At 43.1% G+C, this 18,343-nt stretch carries 20 protein-coding genes; 11 read left to right on the top strand and 9 right to left on the bottom strand.

What is annotated here, in order from left to right; all coding sequences use genetic code 11:
- Positions 1-54 precede the first annotated feature (54 nt).
- A complete protein-coding gene (locus L0Z67_RS15605; RefSeq protein WP_062568283.1) occupies positions 55-951 on the bottom strand; it encodes an aldo/keto reductase in 897 nt (298 codons plus the stop codon).
- Between the two features lie 165 nt (positions 952-1,116).
- On the opposite strand from L0Z67_RS15605, the gene L0Z67_RS15610 reads away from it, so the two are divergent.
- From L0Z67_RS15610 to L0Z67_RS15625, 4 genes are read left to right on the top strand one after another with little or no spacing between them, the layout of a single operon-like run.
- On the top strand, positions 1,117-1,827 hold the full coding sequence (locus tag L0Z67_RS15610) for a YIP1 family protein (protein ID WP_062568284.1): 711 nt from the start codon (positions 1,117-1,119) through the stop codon (positions 1,825-1,827).
- Between the two features lie 48 nt (positions 1,828-1,875).
- Positions 1,876-3,042: an efflux RND transporter periplasmic adaptor subunit gene (locus tag L0Z67_RS15615; protein WP_405128220.1), complete on the top strand. Its 1,167-nt coding sequence runs from the start codon at positions 1,876-1,878 to the stop codon at positions 3,040-3,042.
- Positions 3,042-3,749, top strand: coding sequence for an ABC transporter ATP-binding protein (locus L0Z67_RS15620; RefSeq protein WP_062568286.1), 708 nt, complete (start codon positions 3,042-3,044; stop codon positions 3,747-3,749). Before L0Z67_RS15615 ends, L0Z67_RS15620 begins: the two co-directional genes overlap by 1 nt.
- Positions 3,742-4,980, top strand: coding sequence for an ABC transporter permease (locus tag L0Z67_RS15625; protein ID WP_062568287.1), 1,239 nt, complete (start codon positions 3,742-3,744; stop codon positions 4,978-4,980). Before L0Z67_RS15620 ends, L0Z67_RS15625 begins: the two co-directional genes overlap by 8 nt.
- On the opposite strand, the gene L0Z67_RS15630 is transcribed toward L0Z67_RS15625, so the two are convergent.
- Both L0Z67_RS15630 and L0Z67_RS15635 read right to left on the bottom strand, forming a co-directional pair.
- Positions 4,981-5,307: a Bor/Iss family lipoprotein gene (locus tag L0Z67_RS15630; RefSeq protein ID WP_062568288.1), complete on the bottom strand. Its 327-nt coding sequence runs from the start codon at positions 5,305-5,307 to the stop codon at positions 4,981-4,983. It lies immediately after the preceding gene.
- A complete protein-coding gene (locus tag L0Z67_RS15635) occupies positions 5,304-5,612 on the bottom strand; it encodes a Bor family protein (protein ID WP_130149119.1) in 309 nt (102 codons plus the stop codon). The genes L0Z67_RS15630 and L0Z67_RS15635 overlap by 4 nt, the downstream gene beginning before the upstream one ends.
- A 169-nt stretch (positions 5,613-5,781) precedes the next feature.
- Between L0Z67_RS15635 and L0Z67_RS15640 the strand changes: the two genes are divergently transcribed.
- Genes L0Z67_RS15640 through L0Z67_RS15650 form a run of 3 tightly spaced genes read left to right on the top strand, consistent with a single transcriptional unit; the run spans position 5,782 to position 7,710 of the window.
- The gene (locus L0Z67_RS15640) at positions 5,782-6,624 is read left to right on the top strand and encodes an endonuclease/exonuclease/phosphatase family protein (protein WP_405128221.1); all 843 of its coding nucleotides are present in this window, start codon (positions 5,782-5,784) and stop codon (positions 6,622-6,624) included.
- Positions 6,625-6,632: 8 nt separating this feature from the next.
- Positions 6,633-6,995 carry a DUF5329 domain-containing protein gene (locus tag L0Z67_RS15645; protein ID WP_062568291.1) on the top strand — a complete coding sequence of 121 codons (363 nt, stop codon included), beginning with the start codon at positions 6,633-6,635 and terminating at the stop codon, positions 6,993-6,995.
- A 37-nt stretch (positions 6,996-7,032) separates the two neighbouring features.
- Positions 7,033-7,710: a nitroreductase family protein gene (locus tag L0Z67_RS15650; RefSeq protein WP_193989005.1), complete on the top strand. Its 678-nt coding sequence runs from the start codon at positions 7,033-7,035 to the stop codon at positions 7,708-7,710.
- On the opposite strand, the gene L0Z67_RS15655 is transcribed toward L0Z67_RS15650, so the two are convergent.
- Genes L0Z67_RS15655 through L0Z67_RS15665 form a run of 3 tightly spaced genes read right to left on the bottom strand, consistent with a single transcriptional unit; the run spans position 7,703 to position 12,350 of the window.
- Positions 7,703-8,764: an efflux RND transporter periplasmic adaptor subunit gene (locus L0Z67_RS15655; RefSeq protein ID WP_405128222.1), complete on the bottom strand. Its 1,062-nt coding sequence runs from the start codon at positions 8,762-8,764 to the stop codon at positions 7,703-7,705. The two genes, L0Z67_RS15650 and L0Z67_RS15655, sit on opposite strands and share 8 nt — an antisense overlap.
- The gene (locus L0Z67_RS15660; protein ID WP_405128223.1) at positions 8,754-12,041 is read right to left on the bottom strand and encodes an efflux RND transporter permease subunit; all 3,288 of its coding nucleotides are present in this window, start codon (positions 12,039-12,041) and stop codon (positions 8,754-8,756) included. The genes L0Z67_RS15655 and L0Z67_RS15660 overlap by 11 nt, the downstream gene beginning before the upstream one ends.
- 3 nt (positions 12,042-12,044) lie before the next feature.
- Positions 12,045-12,350 (bottom strand): metalloregulator ArsR/SmtB family transcription factor, encoded by a 306-nt coding sequence (locus L0Z67_RS15665; RefSeq protein ID WP_062568294.1) that lies wholly within the window; start codon positions 12,348-12,350, stop codon positions 12,045-12,047.
- A gap of 133 nt (positions 12,351-12,483) precedes the next feature.
- On the opposite strand from L0Z67_RS15665, the gene L0Z67_RS15670 reads away from it, so the two are divergent.
- The 3 genes from L0Z67_RS15670 to L0Z67_RS15680 all read left to right on the top strand — a co-directional run bounded on the left by L0Z67_RS15670 (position 12,484) and on the right by L0Z67_RS15680 (position 14,871).
- Complete coding sequence (locus L0Z67_RS15670; protein ID WP_054562832.1) at positions 12,484-12,672, top strand: DUF2892 domain-containing protein; 189 nt, start codon at positions 12,484-12,486, stop codon at positions 12,670-12,672.
- Between the two features lies 1 nt (position 12,673).
- The gene (locus L0Z67_RS15675; RefSeq protein WP_054562833.1) at positions 12,674-13,018 is read left to right on the top strand and encodes a rhodanese-like domain-containing protein; all 345 of its coding nucleotides are present in this window, start codon (positions 12,674-12,676) and stop codon (positions 13,016-13,018) included.
- Between the two features lie 62 nt (positions 13,019-13,080).
- Positions 13,081-14,871 carry an alkaline phosphatase D family protein gene (locus L0Z67_RS15680; protein WP_405128224.1) on the top strand — a complete coding sequence of 597 codons (1,791 nt, stop codon included), beginning with the start codon at positions 13,081-13,083 and terminating at the stop codon, positions 14,869-14,871.
- Here the strand turns inward: L0Z67_RS15680 and L0Z67_RS15685 are convergent.
- From L0Z67_RS15685 to L0Z67_RS15695, 3 genes are read right to left on the bottom strand one after another with little or no spacing between them, the layout of a single operon-like run.
- Positions 14,868-15,407 carry a PH domain-containing protein gene (locus tag L0Z67_RS15685; RefSeq protein ID WP_237128286.1) on the bottom strand — a complete coding sequence of 180 codons (540 nt, stop codon included), beginning with the start codon at positions 15,405-15,407 and terminating at the stop codon, positions 14,868-14,870. The genes L0Z67_RS15680 and L0Z67_RS15685 overlap by 4 nt on opposite strands.
- Positions 15,408-15,417: 10 nt before the next feature.
- Positions 15,418-16,035 (bottom strand): LysE family translocator, encoded by a 618-nt coding sequence (locus L0Z67_RS15690; RefSeq protein WP_405128225.1) that lies wholly within the window; start codon positions 16,033-16,035, stop codon positions 15,418-15,420.
- Positions 16,035-16,433: a DUF3224 domain-containing protein gene (locus L0Z67_RS15695; protein WP_405128226.1), complete on the bottom strand. Its 399-nt coding sequence runs from the start codon at positions 16,431-16,433 to the stop codon at positions 16,035-16,037. The genes L0Z67_RS15690 and L0Z67_RS15695 overlap by 1 nt, the downstream gene beginning before the upstream one ends.
- Positions 16,434-16,511: 78 nt before the next feature.
- On the opposite strand from L0Z67_RS15695, the gene L0Z67_RS15700 reads away from it, so the two are divergent.
- Positions 16,512-18,284, top strand: coding sequence for an ABC transporter transmembrane domain-containing protein (locus tag L0Z67_RS15700; protein WP_405128227.1), 1,773 nt, complete (start codon positions 16,512-16,514; stop codon positions 18,282-18,284).
- Positions 18,285-18,343 lie beyond the last annotated feature (59 nt).

Raw genomic sequence — 18,343 nt, forward strand, 5'->3', positions numbered from 1 at the left:
TGTGTTACTTGCTGCAACACGAAGGGCCGCAAGGCCCTTTTCTAGTTTAGAAGCTTAAGGAACACTGTGGCCTGTTGAGCCCTGCCAAATACGATACCACTGCTCACGGCTTATCTTAAGAGCCTTAGCTGCAACAGCTGATTTAACGCGTTCAATGTTACCCGTACCTAGCACTACAGATGGCGCACTCGGATGCATCAATAACCAAGCATACACCACTTGATCAAGAGAACTTGCACCAACTTCAGTGCCGACCTGCTCTAACACTGCGCGTAAACGTATCGCTTTTTCATCATCACTTGAGAACAGACGTCCACCTGCTAACGGTGACCAAAGCATTGGTTTAATATCGAGCAATTGACATTGGTCTAAAGTTCCATCATCAAGGGCTTTCATTTCGTAAGGCGAAAACTCAATCTGATTGGTAACCAATTCAAAATCTAAACGGGATTGTAATAAGCTGAGTTGAGATGGCGTAAAATTAGATACACCAAAGTCAATCACATCACCATTCGCTTTGAGGGTATTGAATGCTTCAGCCATTTCATCAGCATTCATTAAATAATCAGGACGATGAATTAATAACACATCTAACCTATCTGTATTGAAATGCTTTAATGACTGTTGCGCTGAGGCAATGATATGCGCAGCACTGGAATCATAATGGTTAGCCTTACCTTGTAACCCTAAACTTGCAAATGCGGGCTTGATACCACACTTGGTAATTATTTTAATCTCATCACGAATACTTGGCTTCAGCTTGAGCACTTTACCGAATTCGGCTTCGCAGCCATATTCGCCGTAAATGTCAGCGTGATCGGTGTGTGAAACACCCATATCGATTGCATTTTCTAAAAAACTTAAACACTGTTGTGGCGTAACTTGCCAATCTAACAAGCGCCAAAACCCTAACACTAACTCATCAATACAACGTCTATTGTTATTCGTCATAACTACCTACTTACTTAAAAATATCGACTCATTCCAGTGCTTACACAATAACACAACTAACAGCATCACACCTGTTAACATACAGTTACAAAACAAATTGCTAATTTGTTACTAAACAGGATATTTTAGTACCTAAAAGCAAATGTTTTAAAACAAGGAATAATAATGAAATCTTCAAATGCAATGACTGCTTTAATTGATATTTTTATCAGCCCGAATAAAGCCTTTAATGGGGTGAGAGAAACAAAAGGCTGGTCTTTTGTTGCCTTTATTTTACTTGCCGGCATTCTCGCTGCCAGCATGTTTGCTTTTTACAATAAAGCTGACCCACAATATTTAATCGATCAACAAGTGGCTGCAGCCAGTGTTGATGCCACCATTGCAGAACAAAAAATGATGCGCCAAAGCATAGAGCAAACTATTGATATGCAAGTTTGGTTTGCTATCTTTGGTAGCATTATCGGTTTAGCTGTCATTAATGCCCTGATGGCAGGCTACTATCTATTTGTATCGAAGCAAGACCCAGAGGCTAATTACGGCTATGGTGCTTGGTACGGCTTTGGCGTGTGGGCCATGATGCCTTTGGTTATTTATTACTTAGGCCTTTTAATCTTAGTGCTTACAGCAAGCACTAACCAAATTTCACAAACACTAATGAATTACTCTTCGATTAATCAACTTTTAACTGGTTTAGAAATTGGCCACCCATTGTACACCCTACTTGAAAGTCTCAATATCTTTTCTATTTGGAGCATTTTCATCGCTGCTATCGGTTTGAAGAGTTGGACTAATTTCACATTCAATAAAGCGCTACTATTTACAGCTCTACCAAGTATTGTTATTTACGGTATTTGGGCTGTTATCGCATTTATTTAATCTAGTTATGAGCGGTGACAGCCGCTCTTTCATAGGCAAGGAAGTATCATGAAAAAAGCCATTTTAATTGGCCTTGCTGTTATAGCATTTGTCGCTTTACTGATCTCAAAACAAGTCACCGGCGATAAAAACGCGCCAGAAATGCATATTGCAGAAGTTGAACAAGGCGATATTGCCGATTCAATTTTAGCCTCTGGTAACTTGGTATTTAACACCCAAGTGCAACTGCGTTCTGAAGTGACAGGCCGAGTTGCTAAAGTATTTGTTGAAGAAGGTGAAAGCGTCACTGAGGGCGATATTCTTATGCGCCTTGACACTACAGCATTTGAGTCAGAGGTTGCACGTAACAAAGCAGTGCTTAGAGCAACAGAAATCGATATTAAGCACAGCGAAACCCGCCTGAAAAATATCGAGCGCCAACTTAGCCGCCAAAAAGAACTCTTTGATGCAGGCCTTGCAGGCCAAGAAGTGTATGAAAATCTGCAGAATGCCCGCGATTTAGCGAAAATAGATATTGAAGCAAGACATGAAGCTTACAACCAAGCTCAAGCTTCGTTACTGATTGCTGAAGATCGTTTAAATAAAAGTGTGTTTCGCGCTCCAATGAGTGGCCTACTAGCTTCGGTTAATATAAAAGAAGGTGAGACTGTCATTGCAGGGACGACCAACATTATTGGCTCTGATCTAATGCTTGTCGCTGATCCAAGCGCAATATTAGCCGAACTACGCGTAGATGAAACAGATATTGCTGGTATAAAACTAGAGCAACATGCAGATATCTATGCCGCCGCTTACCCAAACCAACCTTTTACTGGCAAAGTGATAAACATTGGTACTTCAGCAAAAAACCAAGCGGGTTCGCAGGGGCTGTCGTTTAAAGTAAAAGTACTGCTTGATTCCACCGACCGCCAGCTCTATGCAGGTATGAGTTGCCGCGCTGAAATAGCCACAAATATTGCCGAAAATGGCTTAAAACTGCCTATTGAAGCAATTCAAAAAGAAGGTGATCGCTATTTTGTCTGGAAGCTTAATACTGATAACACAGTAACTAAAACTGCTGTAACGGTAGGTATTTCTTCAGATATCGAACAAGCCCTTACCAGCGGTGTTTCACAGGGCGATCGTATCGTTATCGGCCCAGCAAGACCGCTTAGCTCACTAAAAGAGGGTGACGCTGTAGCAATTAAAGACAGTCCTGAAAAAGGTGCTAGCTAATGTCTGCGGTGATAAAACTCAGTAATATCAATAAGCAATATAAAATGGGCGAACAAGTTTTCAAAGCCCTTGATGATATCAATATTGAAATTGCGCAAAATGAGTATGTTGCCATTATTGGCCCGTCTGGTTCAGGTAAATCAACATTGATGAATTTGCTTGGCTGTTTAGATACACCAACCAGTGGTGACTACTATTTAAAAGATAGGCTAGTAAAGCGCATGACCGAAACCGAGCTTGCCCATCAACGTAATGAAAGTGTTGGCTTTATTTTTCAAAGCTTCAACTTGTTACCTCGCGCATCTGCGCTTGAAAATGTTATGCAGCCTTTAGTGTATCGGTTTATCTCTGCTAAAGCGCGAAAACAACAGGCGCTTGAATCATTGCAGCGGGTAGGCCTTGGCGACAAGGTAAATCACCTTTCAAGCCAACTCTCTGGTGGACAGCGTCAACGTGTTGCCATTGCTCGCGCATTAGTTACTAAACCACACATTCTACTTGGTGATGAGCCTACCGGTAACTTAGACAGTAAAACCACCACCGAGATCATGGCGTTGTTTGATGAACTTCATAACGAAGGACATACCATTATTTTGGTTACTCACGAACAAGATATTGCTGATCATTGCCAACGCGTTATTCGTTTGGTTGATGGCAAGGTCGTCAGTGATACTCGTAAAGGCGAAGGAGCAAAACAACATGTTTAAATCTGCTATCGCTGTTATGGAAGGCACCAAAGCCGCACTGATGGCAATAAAAGCCAACGCGATGCGCAGTGCTCTTACCTGCTTGGGCATTATTATTGGCGTTGCTGCGGTTGTGACCGTAGTGGCAGTAATGCAAGGTTTTACCAAGCAAATTAATGATCAGCTTGCCGACATGTCTCCCGATGTCACCAATATAAAACCTTACACTAGTATGGAAAAAGAAATGGTAGGTCAACAAGCAAAACTAACCTACGATGACTTCTTAACACTTAAAGCACGTATAAAAGAGGCCGAAACATTTACCGCATTGATGTTTACTTGGCGATTTTCAGGTGCAGCAGAGTATGGTAATAAAAGTCATGCATCCCGCGTGATGGGCACCGAGCAAGACTACCAAAAAGCTTACCGTACCTACCCAGAACTCGGGCGATTTATTCGCGCAGAAGATGATGAAAAACGCCGTCGAGTGGCGTTTATTGGTCCGTCAATTATCGAAAAGCTCAATTTGCCTGAAAACCCTGTAGGTGAATACATTAAACTAGGTGGCGAGTGGTTTCGCATTATTGGAGTGGCAGAAAAGCAAGGTAGCTTATTAGGTTTTGATCAAGACGACTACATTAATATTCCAATAAGCACTATGAGTGCATTAGAAGGCGGCAGTGTTGATACCAATGTACAAATGATGTTTCGTTTAAAAGACGATGCTAACGAAGCGCAAGTACTGGGTAAAATTCGCCGCATCTTACGTCAATTACATAAACTGAAAGACGGTGAAGATGACGACTTTGAATTTGAAACCGCCGAAAAAGCCCGTGCTAATATCGATAAGTTTACTGGTAGTGCTACCGCAATTACCGCAGGTATCGTAGGTATAAGCCTCGTAGTTGGTGGTATTGGCGTAATGAATATCATGCTGGTTTCGGTAACAGAACGTACTCGTGTGATCGGCACCTTAAAGGCATTAGGGGCGACTCCTGGCTTTATTATGCTGCAATTTTTAGTAGAAGCTGTGGTGCTTTCATTGTTTGGTGGCTTAATTGGTTTAGCGATAGGGTATGGTGCTGCGGCACTGATTTCGTTATCAGTGCCGAGCATGCCAGATGCCTACATACCGAGTTGGGCAGTTATACTGTCATTTGGCTTTACTTCATTGATTGGTATTGTGTTTGGCTTAGCGCCCGCTATTAAAGCGGCACGCTTAAACCCAATTGATGCTTTACGATACGAATAATTAATCGGCTTTATAGGGTACCTGAGCACAGCTTACTTCCACTGTTTTTGGGTACCAAATAGGCCCACCTATTTCATTAACCGCCTCGCCTGCTACAACATTAAGGAATGACTTGTAAGTATGTACACTTTGCCACTCGGAATTAGGACAGTATATTGATAAATCCACAGGCTTGGAGCCTTCGTACAACGCAGCAGCAAAGTTATGATGCCAACGTTCTGTAACTGCTCCCTTATTTGCTGAGGTAGGGCTGCCATTATCAAAATAAATATGTGTACAACCACTTAAAGCAGCAGCAAGAATTACAGTTAAGCATACATGTTTCATAATTGCTCCTGCCCATATTGTTCACACCATACTTTCACAGTGTGAGGCGCATAAATACCCAGTGTAACCAACCCCAAAGCTCCATCTGTAAATGTTTGCTGGGATTGCATTTGCATTACTTTTTTATCTTGGCAGACCGCTTTAACATCAACACGCTGTTCACCCACCAATCCCCACAAGTAGAAAGGTCTACTGTCTTGATAGTCAGCATTCCGTGTTAATTTGTCTGCCTTATTAGGCACGATAGTCACCGATGAACATGCTACTAACGATAGCGTAAGTAACACGCACACTAACTGCTTCATGTGTTTTCCTTCAGATATATTTTGAAGCTGCAGTGTACAACATGAAGTTTCTATAAAGGGTAAGAAAATATATAAAATTGTAAAAAAGCTACAGTTTCTCACAGGCTCAGTTTGAACTAAACTGGAAAGAGTAAAGACTAATCAGGAAGGTCTGTAAGTAAAGGTAATTATGACGTCGTATCTACATTTATTGTTCTTAAGTTTATTGTCTTGGCAAAGTATTGCAAATACTCCAAGCTCTGATGAGCAACAAGGCATTACCAAAACCGCAGCCAACCTAACAAACTGTCAACAACAATTAGCACAAAGCCGTGTGCAAACTTACGCAGCACATTACATTTTACCCTATCAATTCACATTGTTGAGCTGGAACATCTACAAAGCACAAATAGATGGCTTACTCACAGATTTGCAAAAGCTAAATGCCGATGCTGATATTGTGTTATTACAAGAAGCTATCAAAGAGCCTGCGCTTACAAAGCTCAAACCTTACTGGCGTTTTGCTAAAGGGTATAAAAGTGGCAGTGTGCAATCTGGTGTTATGACACTCAGCCGCTGGCCCGCCGCTGTGCATTGCACACTCACCCACACAGAGCCTTGGTTACGTAGCCCAAAAGCGACCAACATTGTTGAATATGCACTGCCTAATCAACAGTTATTACTAAGTATTAATCTACATGGCATTAACTTCACAATAGGTGTGAGTGACTTTAAACAACAGCTCGAAGATGCAGCGAGCATCATGCGAATGCATCAAGGACCGATCATATTTGCTGGTGACCTTAATACTTGGAGCGACCGAAGACAGGCCCTTTTGAAACAAACACTTAACAAGTTAGGGTTACATGAAGCTATTTATTTAGATGATAAACGTACAAAAGCATTTGGATTAGCACTTGACCAAGTATGGGTACGTGGTGTCAAAATAGAAACAACGGTCGTGCCAGAACTGGATAGTTCAGATCATAACCCAATAATTGCAACCCTAACCATAGAGCAAAAAGTACAGTGAAAATAACAATGAATGGATATTGGTTAATCGCATTAATGTTATTGAGCATTAGCCAATTCAGTTATGCAGCCACCCCAGAGCAAGAGATAAATCACCTCATTGACTTTGTCGCTAACAGCGATGCCGTATTTATTCGCAATGGCACAGAGCATTCAAGCCAAGATGCTGCTGAGCACCTTGCCATGAAATATCGTAAAGCGACCCGTTATGCGAAAACTGCCGAAAAATTTATAGAAAACCTAGCAAGTAAAAGCTCATGGAGTGGCAAGCCTTACAAGGTAAGATTTAGCGACGGTACTTTAATTAATGCAAAAGACTGGTTAAGTAATGAGTTGGCAGATTATCGCCGTAACCAGCATAGACAACAATAACACGATTTTATCATCAACACACAAGAAGCGAAAAGCCATGCAAGAACACAAAAATCAGCCACTCAATGATTTTATTGAGTACCCTCATGACGAGATGCTAAAACGCGCCGAAGAGTTTTTAGCCGTGAGTCAACGTCGCCACAGTATTCGTAGCTTTAGCGACCGACCTGTGCCAAAAGAAATAATCGAAACCTGTATTAAAGCGGCTGGCACTGCACCAAGTGGTGCCAATCATCAACCTTGGCACTTTGTGGCAATACACAGCAGCGATGTGAAGAAACAAATTCGTGAAGCATCTGAAAAACTAGAGCGCTCATTTTATGAAGGTCGCGCAGGTAAAGAATGGTTAGATGCATTAAAACCACTTGGCACAGATGCCAGTAAGCCCTACCTTGAGCATGCACCTTGGCTAATTGCCGTGTTTAGCCAAAAGAAAGGGGGTATTTCTGCCGATGACAAAAATACCAATTACTATGTTCATGAGTCTGTAGGCTTGGCAACTGGCTTTTTAATTCAAGCACTTCACAGAGCGGGCCTTGCAACTCTTACGCATACACCAAAACCAATGAGCTTCTTAACCGAAATTTGTGGCCGCGATAAAGATAATGAGCGCCCTTACATGCTGCTAATTGCAGGCTACCCAGGCACAGATGCAACCATCCCTGAACATGCCTTAGTGAAAAAGTCGCTGGACGAAATAGCGACCTTTATTTAGCTTTAAAATCAACAGCCAGCACATCACCTGGGTTTAAACCTGAAACGATGTGCTGCTGTCCATCGACCATTTCGCCAAGGCGAACGTAGCGACGCACGATTTGATTATTTTCAAGTAAATAGACCATACTCAATTGGCCATATTGATGCGCCCAGCTTAAGTCAATCAACACCCCTTTTTCAGGGGCGAGCGGTAATTGTAATTGTGCGTAAAGCCCAGGCATTAACCCAGTTTGCGCATCTGTTTCTAAACGGATTTCCATACTACGCGCAGCACTATCAGCAACGGGCACAATTTCTGTCACTGTGGCAGGCATCGATATTGATAAAGCAGGTAATTTAACCGTTAGGGTTTGGCCAACAGCCAACTTAATTGCTTGCTGCTCTCTGACATTAAACGCTAATTGCAATTGCTGTGGGTTATACAGTGCGAGTAATGGCGTGCCAGGGGTTGCGGTATCGCCAGGTTCTGCAAAACGCTCAACCACAACACCTGAAATCGGCGCTTTGATTTGCGTAAAACTCAGTGCAACTTGTGCTTGTGCTTGCTGCTGTTTAGCAATCGCTAGATTCGCAGTTAAATTATCGAACCTTGCTTTTGCATCATCGTACTCGCTTACAGATACCAAGCCTTGCTTGTATAAATCGTTAATACGTTTTAGTTGTTTCTCAGCTTGAGTAAGCGAGGCATTAATAGCATTAATTTGTGCATCACTTTGAGCAAGCCCTGCTTGAAAGTCATCTTGCTGCAAGGTAATTAGCACATCACCTTGTTTTACTGTATCGCCAGCGCGGACATTTAAACGCTCAACTTGTGCCATAACCCGTGATGAAATTTGCGTATTTTGTTTGGCAATCACAGTGCCCGGTACAACTTCATCACGCGCAATATCAGCCAGTCTCACTGTCACTAACTGACCAGTGTAATCATTTGCCGATGGGTTTTTCATGCCTGCAGCTTGCTTATCAGAAAAACTGCCCGCCATGTAAAGTACCGCCACAATGATCACTGATAACGCGATGATTGAACCAATAAGTTTTGATTTACCTTGCATGAGCTTGTTCCTCTTTGGCTGCATCCTTTGCAAACACTAAATAATAAACCAGCGGCACAACAAATAATGAGAACAATGTTGATGCCACAATCCCAAAAATAATCGCAATCGCTAGACCGCTAAATACTGGGTCTAGGGTGATCACCAAGTTACCTAATAAGGTGGTTCCGGCTGTCAGCAACACGGGGCGCATTCGCACCGTGCCTGCGGCGATTAAAGCCTGTTTAATTGCCATACCTTGGCTGCGAGCTTGATTAATAAACTCAACTAAAATAAGTGAGTTACGAACCACAATACCGGCAAGTGCAATCATGCCAATCATGGCTGTTGCGGTGAATAGCACCGGCTCTGGAGCACCAGCAATGCTGCGCTCTCCAAATTGATTTAATAGCCAAAAGCCCGGCATGATACCTATCACGGTTAATGGAATAGCCGACATGATGATCAGTGACAAACTGACAGAATTTGTTTGAATTCGTAAGATGATGAAAATTGCAGTGAGCGCAAACGCAAAGGCAATGCCCATATCTCTAAATACATCAATGGTAATTCGCCATTCACCTTCTCCACTAAAGGTTACGTCAGTGCCAGCAGGTAATTGCCAAGCTTGGCTACCACCATTATTGAAAAAGTGCCTACTTTGCCAATCAGTTTGGCTAAATTCGTCAGCGCTGATACCTAAGTCGGCATTTACGTCAGCAATAATCTCAGCGGGTGTACGACCGTTTAGCTCAGCCATTACATACACAACATTACGCTGATCTTTACGCATAATTGGTTTAGCAACATCTTGATACTGAAACTCGCCTAATTCAGATAATGCCACCAGCGGACGCGGTGCACTTTGCAGCCCAAATTCATCACTGGTTTTTGCGAGTTCTCTGTCACCGCGAACCTGCAATGCGAGCAATTGAGCAAATTGATTTCGGTCTTGATACGGCAGTTGCAGTTTAATATCAACAGGGTCTGTTTCGCCGCTAACATATAACACCCCAACATTTTGCCCATGCGAGGCAATGGCTAAGGTCTGGGCAATATCTTGCGTAGAGACCGCCGACAATGACGCTTTACTTTTATCGGTAACAAAACGTTGTAAGGGTGCATTGGCAGCAATACTGGTATCAACCTCAACCACATGTGGCTCTTGCTTTAACCTTGCTGCAACAGCAAGAGCTGCTTGATAGTGAGTGTCTGTATCAACAAATGGCTCACTGTAAACTTCAGCCACTAAGGTACTTAAAACAGGTGGGCCTGGTGGTACTTCAACCACTTTAATAACAATGCCATCGGTTGCCTGTGGTGCTAATGCGGCACGCAAGCGCATGACCACAGCATGAGATTGATGGCCGCGCTCAGTTTTATCAAGCAGTAATACTCTTAGCTCAGCAAGATTGGCGGCTTCGCGTCGATAATAACCACGTACCATACCATTAAAGTCCATACTCGATGGCTGGCCAACGTAGGCTGCCACCTCGCTTACCTCATTTAATTTCCAAGTGACAGTTTGTACTTTTCGCGTGAAAGCTGCGGTTTGCTCAAGGCTCGTGCCCTCTGGCATATCGATTAAAACTTGCAACTCATTTTTATTATCAAACGGTAGCAACTTTAAAGGCACAACACGCATGACGGGTAGCATGGCACTGGCGACAAACAGGCATAATGTGGTCCATAGAACGAGTTTTGCACGGCCTTTAGACTCAAGTAATGGCGATAAGATGCGCTCATATAAACCATGCTGATTGGCATCGAGTTGTACGCTGTCATCGACTGGCGCTTTAAGTAGTTTCATGGCCAACCAAGGCGTAACAAAAAATGCCACTATGGTTGAAACCATTACACTTACCGGCACATTGAATGCCATCGGTGCCATATACGGCCCCATCATGCCGGTGATAAACGCAAGTGGGATAAATGCCACCATAATGGTCAATGTAGACATAAACAGCGCTACACGTATTTCACTCATGGCATCAACTATGCGCTGTTTTTTATCGCCTTTGTGGGTTAAAAAGCGACTTATGTTGTCTATTCCTGTGATCGGATCATCAACCAATAAACCTAAAGAAAGTATTAGTGCAAACAGTGTGACTCGGTTAATTGTATAGCCAAAGGCAAAATCAAGTGTCAGGGTGATGCCGTAGCAAATAGGTACTGCTAAACCAACCACAATTGCTGGTCGCCAGCCTAAAAATACACCAACAAAAATAACCACGGTAAATACCGCAAACACTAAGCTCGAGGTAAGGTTATTTACTTTTTCGTTCGCTGTTTGGCCATAGTCACGCAGTACGGTGTAGCCCACTTCATCTGGTAGTAGATTAGCCGATAAACTGCCCATCATACTGTGCACTTCATTCGCTACAGCGACCGCATTGGTGCCTGCTTGTTTAGCGACACTAATGGTCACTAAAGGAAGTTGTTGCTGATTATCTGATTGAGCCAGCCATTGATAGCTTTGTGCTTCGCTTGGGCCATCACTCACCTGGGCCACATCACTTAGGTAAACACTCTTACCGTTTACCACGTTGACAACAAGGCGTTCAATCGCAGATTGTGAACGTAAAACATCACCCACTTGTAAGGCAATTTGCTGCCTCCCCTCAACAACACTGCCCACATTCACTAATTGGTTAGATACGCTAAGTGCATAATACACATCGGTTAGGGTTGTTTGGTGTGCAGCGAGCGCGCTCGCATCAAGGTTAATCGTTAATTGTCGAGTTCTACCAGCAATCACTTTCACTTCGCTGGTGTTTTCGATGCGCTGTAGGCTATTGGCGATTTCGTTGGCAAAGCGGGTTAGTTGGTAATCATCGTAAAGTTTTGGATCTTTACTAAATAAGCCCAGCATCACAATGGGCACATCGTTCACTTCAACCGGACGAATTTGCCATGAGCTGATCACTGACGCCATGGTGTGTTGATAGCTATAGAGTTTAGCGTAAGTGTCGAGAATCGCTTGCTCACGATCGTGACCGACTTCAAAGCGAAGAGTAACAACAGCAGCATTACTCTGTGTGGTCGAATAAATATGCTCAACGCCCGTTAACTGCGCCAATAACTTCTCCAATGGCTCAGTTACCAGCCTTGCTACTTCTGGCGCTTCAACGTTTGGCGCTGCCACATATATATCAAGCATAGGAACCACAATTTGCGGTTCTTCTTCACGAGGGGTTTGCTTTAATGCCATTAAACCGAGCAGCACCGACATAATAAAAATAATGACAGGGAGGCGACCGCTCAAGCTGTTTTTTACTGCATTATCGATAGCATTCATTACCTAACTACCTTTGCAAAATAAACCATATAAGGTTGCAAGAATAGCCACTACATTCTTATCTATTACACGGTAATAGATGGTTTGGCTTTCGCGTCGAGTCGCGACGATCTGAGCTTTTCTCAGCGCCGCTAAGTGTTGCGATAATGCCGACTGCGCCAACGGCACAGCTTCGTTTAATTCGCTCACGCTCATTTCACCATCTTGTAGGGAACATAAGATCATCAAACGATTTTTATTCGCCAATATCTTTAGCATTTGCTCTGCTTGTTCCACATTGTCGGCCATAGCCGCAAAATCGATGTTCATAATCACACTACTCTATATTCTTAAAATACCGCTAAAGTATAGATTGATATATTAGAAAAGTCTAATATTAGAATTTACTAATGTAGAATTATCTAATATATTAAATACATCACTCTGTTATCGAGGTCTTATTATGAAACTAAATGACGCGCTTCGCTTAATTGCTGGTGTAATGATCTGTATTTCATTGTTGCTACAACAGTTTCACAGTCCGCTGTGGATTTGGTTTACGGTATTTATTGCTCTAAACTTAATTCAATCCGCATTCACTAAGTGGTGCCCAATGATCACCATTTTACGCAAACTTGGCATGGAGGATTAGTATGCTGACCCCAATTCCTGACTTAATGAAAATTATTGCTCCAAACCAGCGCCGCATTAGCGCTGACCAAGCAAAACAAGAATTAAGCGAAAACCATGGTTTACTAATTGACGTACGTGAACCTGCTGAACACGCCACTAAAGCAGCGACAGGTGCAATTAATATCCCACGTGGTGTACTTGAAATGAAATTAATGGAAATTGAAAAAGACCCTGCTCGGCCAATCTACTTACACTGTGCAAGTAGTGCCCGTGCTACACTCAGTGCCGAAGCACTGACTCGTGTTGGCTACGAAAATGTCACAGTAATCACCTGTAATGCAGAACAAATTTGCCAAGTGTTTTAGCTTCATAGAATAGTAACACTGGTCGGATAAGCTCGTACTTTTCTACTCATAGGTACAGAGCAATGACTTTTACACGGAGACGTTTTTTAAAAGCATCGGCGGCGGGTTTTGGCGCCGCCGTTTTATCTTTCGGTTTAACTGGCTGTAGTCTTAATGACGATGATGATGAAACCACAAAGCAGACCCTTGTCAGCTTTGATCACGGTGTAGCCAGTGGCGACCCGCTCGCTGACAGTCTGATTATTTGGACTCGCATTACCCCTCTTGAAAACGTCACGAGTGTTAACGTAGTTTGGCAAGCCTCAACGGATGCTAACTTCACAACCATAAGCCATGATGGCGAGACACAAGTAAGTGATGCAACCGACTTTACCTTGAAAGTTGATCTGCAAGGTCTCGATGCTAACACTACTTATTATTACCGCTTCATAAGTAATGGTAAAACTTCACCCACGGGGGCAGGTAAAACACTCCCAACCAGCAACATAGAGCAAGTAAAATTTGCCGTTGTCTCTTGCGCTAACTACCCTGCTGGCTATTTCCATGTGTATGGTGAAATCGCAAAACAAACCGATTTAGATGCAGTACTTCACTTAGGTGACTACATCTATGAATATGGCAATACAGGTTATGCCACTGAAGATGCCGCCGAACTTGGCCGTTTATTACCTGATGACAATAGCGATGAAATCATTTCTTTAGCGGATTATCGCAAACGTTACGGCCATTATCGTAAAGACGAAAACCTGCAAGCTGCTCACGGTCATTGTGCATTTATTACTGTTTGGGACGACCACGAAATAGCAAATGATACATGGCACAGTGGCGCTGAAAATCACAACGACGGCGAAGGTGAATTTAGCGAGCGCAAAATGCATGCGCTACAAGCCTACTTTGAATGGATGCCTATCCGTAATGTAGCCGATAAAGAACGTATTTATCGACGCTTTGAGTTTGGTAATTTAGTGTCATTACACATGCTCGATACCCGTGTTTTAGCTCGCGACGAGCAAGTTAATTACGCCGATTTCGATTTAACCAGCAGCCAAGGACAAACTGACTTTGTTACAGCAATCAGCTCTCCAACTCGTGCTCTATTAGGTAATGAGCAACTAACATGGCTAACCGATGGTTTAACGACAGCAACAACACAATGGCAAGTGCTTGGGCAGCAAGTGCTGATGACCAAAATGCATTTGCCATTTGAGGTTTTGCAGTTACTAATGAACATTCAAGTGACTCAAGCAAGCGGTGCTGATCCATCGGCATTACTTGCTCAAGCAAATACATTATTTAGTGAGCTTGCGCAAATTAAAGGACGCATTTTAGCTGGCGATCCAACGGTTACGAGTGAGCAGCGAGCACGCGTAGAAACAACAGCACCTTATAATCTTGATGCATGGGATGGCTATGCTTATGAACGTGAGGTAATACTTGGGACAGCAATTGCAGCGCAAAAGAACTTAGTCGTCTTGGCGGGTGATACGCATAACAGTTGGGCAGGACAATTAGTCACTGATGCCAGCAACCCTGTTTCTGCTAACGCCGCAGCCGGTGTTGAGTTTGCAACATCTTCGGTTTCTTCACCGGGCCTTGAGAACTACTTAGCATTAAATACACAATCGAGTGAAGCTGTCGCACAAGTTGAGCAAGTCATCGCATTGCTGGTTAACGACTTAGCTTACAACAACTTAGTTGAACGCGGCTACTTAACCGTCACCTTTACTCAGCAACAAGCGCTTGCCCAGTGGCATTATGTAAGTAGTGTCAAAACAGCCGATTACACACTGCTTAACGAGCGTCAAAAAGCGCTCAGCGTACAAGCTGGTAGCCCTACTTTACAAATGGCCTAACGCTTTTCATCTAATAGCGTAACTAACATTTGCTCAATGTTTTTTACGCTATAAGTAAGTGAACGTAGCAGTTCTAACTGACTATCTTCTGCTTGATGCTCAGCTTTAGGACTGGTTTGAGATATTTCATCTTTTTGTTTCAAGATTGCTTCGCGAAACGTCTCTGCATCAATCACTCCGAGTAATGATACCAATGCACCTTGCCCTGATTGACCTGCCGTTTCAAAGCTCAGTCGATAAAGGCCAAATTGACGCATCAAAGGACCTTGGCTTAGTGCTACATCGGTTATTTTTTCAAGAGGGATCGACTTTTCTTCTTTAAAAAAGACACCACGCTTCACCACTAATTTACGAGTTAACAAAGTAGCTGACATCGCCGCTAAAATACGCCCTGCCACCAGCCAGATTATTAACGCAACAATGGGAATGAAAGGGATACCTACCATACTAATCACACAGGTAAACATACCCAGTAATAACCAATACCGTTTTACTTTGGGATCAAAACTGGCACTCAATAAACTGCTTTCTGTCATTTCGAATTCCTTATAAAGTGACGACAACGCGAACTGACAGAGCAATAAAAATCACCCCCAGTAGCTTTTCAAACCAAGGGTTTGCCTTGGTAAAACCAAACCGTTTTTTTGATATTTCGGTTAACAGTGCAACAAGTAGATACCACCCCGTATCGAGCACAAACACCGTTAAGCACATAATCAACCCAACCTGAAACGTGAGGTTTTCTGGGTCAATAAATTGCGAGAACAGCGCTAAAAAGAATACCGCAAGCTTTGGGTTCAAAAAGGCAATGGCAAAGCCATCTTGCAAAGCTGCACGAGGGCTTGGCTTCGCTTTCTCAACATGCAGTGTTTGCGAGCTGGGCCTAGCTAATAAAATACGAATCCCTAAATAGGCAAGATATGCTGCACCGCCATAAACAAGTACTTGATAAAGTGTTGGCAGTTGAATCATCAATGCCCCTAACCCTAACAACGAAGCACAGGCATAAAACCCGACCCCGATACCATGGCTAAGTGCTGCTAACATACCGTTTTTCATGCCACCATGCAGACTGTGCTTTAATACCACAGCTAAACTCGGCCCCGGTGACATTGCGCCCATAATGCAAACGGCGACTAGGCTAAGCCATAAAGGTAATGTCATTACAGCTGGTACTCAAAATCGTAATAATGAATCCCCTCTTCGACTCGAATGTGCATTTTCCCTGTTACACCTTCAAGTTCACCGGCCCCCGAGTCAGGCACGACTTCTAAAATCAAACGATCCGCCCCTTTATCCATCGTGCCAAAATGTTGCAAAACAAAACTGCCCTGCTTGCCATTGAGCTTTCCTACAACTTGTTCAATAGCAACATAACCTGCACTGCCTTGAGTTGCTGTCATGGCACTTAACATCTCACCTTGACTCAATGCCTCAAGTGCACCAGAGAATTCTTTATCTATTGACATACGTCCAAGATTCACACCATCTTGACCTGTCGCATAACCACCGATTGGGTTTAATTTAACGGTGAATTCACCACTAACAGTTATTGATTCCATACTAATCCCTTACTTTACTGTTGATTTTTAAAACAAAGATAACCATATCTATACCCTATTCACTTAAAAGAATCTAGCATGGCAAAAACCAAAGAGCAGGCCGCTTTTCGAAGCTTATTACCCATTTTAGCGTTTATAAAGCCTTATAAGTGGGTGGTATTAGCCGCCCTTGCAGCTTTGTTACTCACCGCAGGTGTCAACCTATCGCTTGGTCAAGGCGTTAAATTTGTCATTGATCATGGCTTTATTGCTGGCTCACAAGCCCAGCTCCAACAAGCTGTAATGGTACTCATTGGTTTGATTAGCTTATTAGCTGTTGGCACATTCTGCCGCTTTTATTTAATGTCGTGGATTGGCGAGCGAGTCAGTAATGATATTCGTAAAGCGGTGTTCGACCGTATCGTCACTTTGCACCCAAGCTACTTTGAAGAAAATCGTAGCGGTGAGCTAATGTCACGGTTAACGACCGACACAACCTTATTACAATCTATCATCGGCTCCTCTTTTTCAATGGCACTACGCAGTAGCTTAATGCTGATTGGTGGTTTGGCTATGCTGCTTATCACCAACTTAAAGCTAACCCTTGTGGTTGTTGCTTGCGTACCTGTGGTACTACTTCCAATGATGATTTTTGGCCGAAAAGTGAGAAAGCTCGCAAGCTCTAGCCAAGATGCCATTGCCGATATCAGTACTTACGCAGGCGAAATAATCCAGAATATTAAAGTTGTACAAAGCTACAGCCATGAAGAACGTGAAAAAGCGGCCTTTGCTAACGAGACCAATAAAGCCTTTCAGGTGGCTAAAAGCCGTATCAAGCAACGCTCATTTTTAATTGCAGCGGTGATATTCCTCACCTTTACAGCTATTAGTATTATGCTTTGGATTGGTGGCAGTGATGTACTTGCGGGCACGATGACAGGCGGTGAGCTTGGTGCTTTCGTGTTTTATGCCATCATGGTGGCGATGTCTGTAGCAACGGTTGCTGAAGTTTACGGTGAATTACAAAGAGCTGCAGGTGCTGCCGCCCGCTTGCTGGAGCTACTTGCCGTTGAAAGTATGATCCAAAGCCCAGCCAAAAACAGTGATGCACAATTTAATGCGAATAAAGTAAATCACCCTGTAATTCAATTTGAAAATGTGTCTTTCCATTACCCTTCAAGACCAGATAGCGCCGCATTAAATACGCTTAATTTAACCGTAAAACAAGGGCAAACAGTGGCGATTGTCGGCCCATCAGGGGCGGGTAAAACCACACTGTTTGAATTACTACAGCGCTTTTACGATCCAAGTTCAGGGAGTATTTCACTAGCAGGGGTTAATATTAAAGCGCTTTCACTAAATTGCTTGCGTCAGCAAATGGGTATGGTGGCACAAAACCCTATTTTATTTAGTTCAGACGTGATGCATAACATTCGCTATGGCAACCCTGATGCAACCGATGAGCAAGTTTATACGGCGGCAAAATATGCCCATGCTGATGAGTTTATTACTCAATTACCGGATGGTTATCAAAGCTTTTTAGGTGAACAAGGAGTCAGGCTTTCTGGCGGGCAAAAACAACGCATTGTGCTAGCACGAGCAATATTAAAAGATCCTGCCATTCTTTTACTTGATGAAGCCACCAGCGCTCTTGATGCGCAAAGTGAGTTTCATGTACAAGCCGCACTAGAACATTTAATGCAAGATAGAACAACACTGATCATTGCACATCGTTTAGCAACAGTTAAACATGCTGATGTAATAGTGGTAATGGATAAGGGGGAAGTGATTGCGACAGGAACACATCCGCAATTACTAGCTGCTAATCCTTTGTATAAGCAGTTGTGCGAACTACAATTTAATCGTGATTAACAAAGAGGGATTGTCAGGTTTGAAAGGGCAAATCAAACCTGACCACAAGCTCAGGCTTT

The organism is Pseudoalteromonas sp. PB2-1 (genome assembly GCF_045040605.1).
Classification (GTDB): domain Bacteria; phylum Pseudomonadota; class Gammaproteobacteria; order Enterobacterales; family Alteromonadaceae; genus Pseudoalteromonas; species Pseudoalteromonas arabiensis.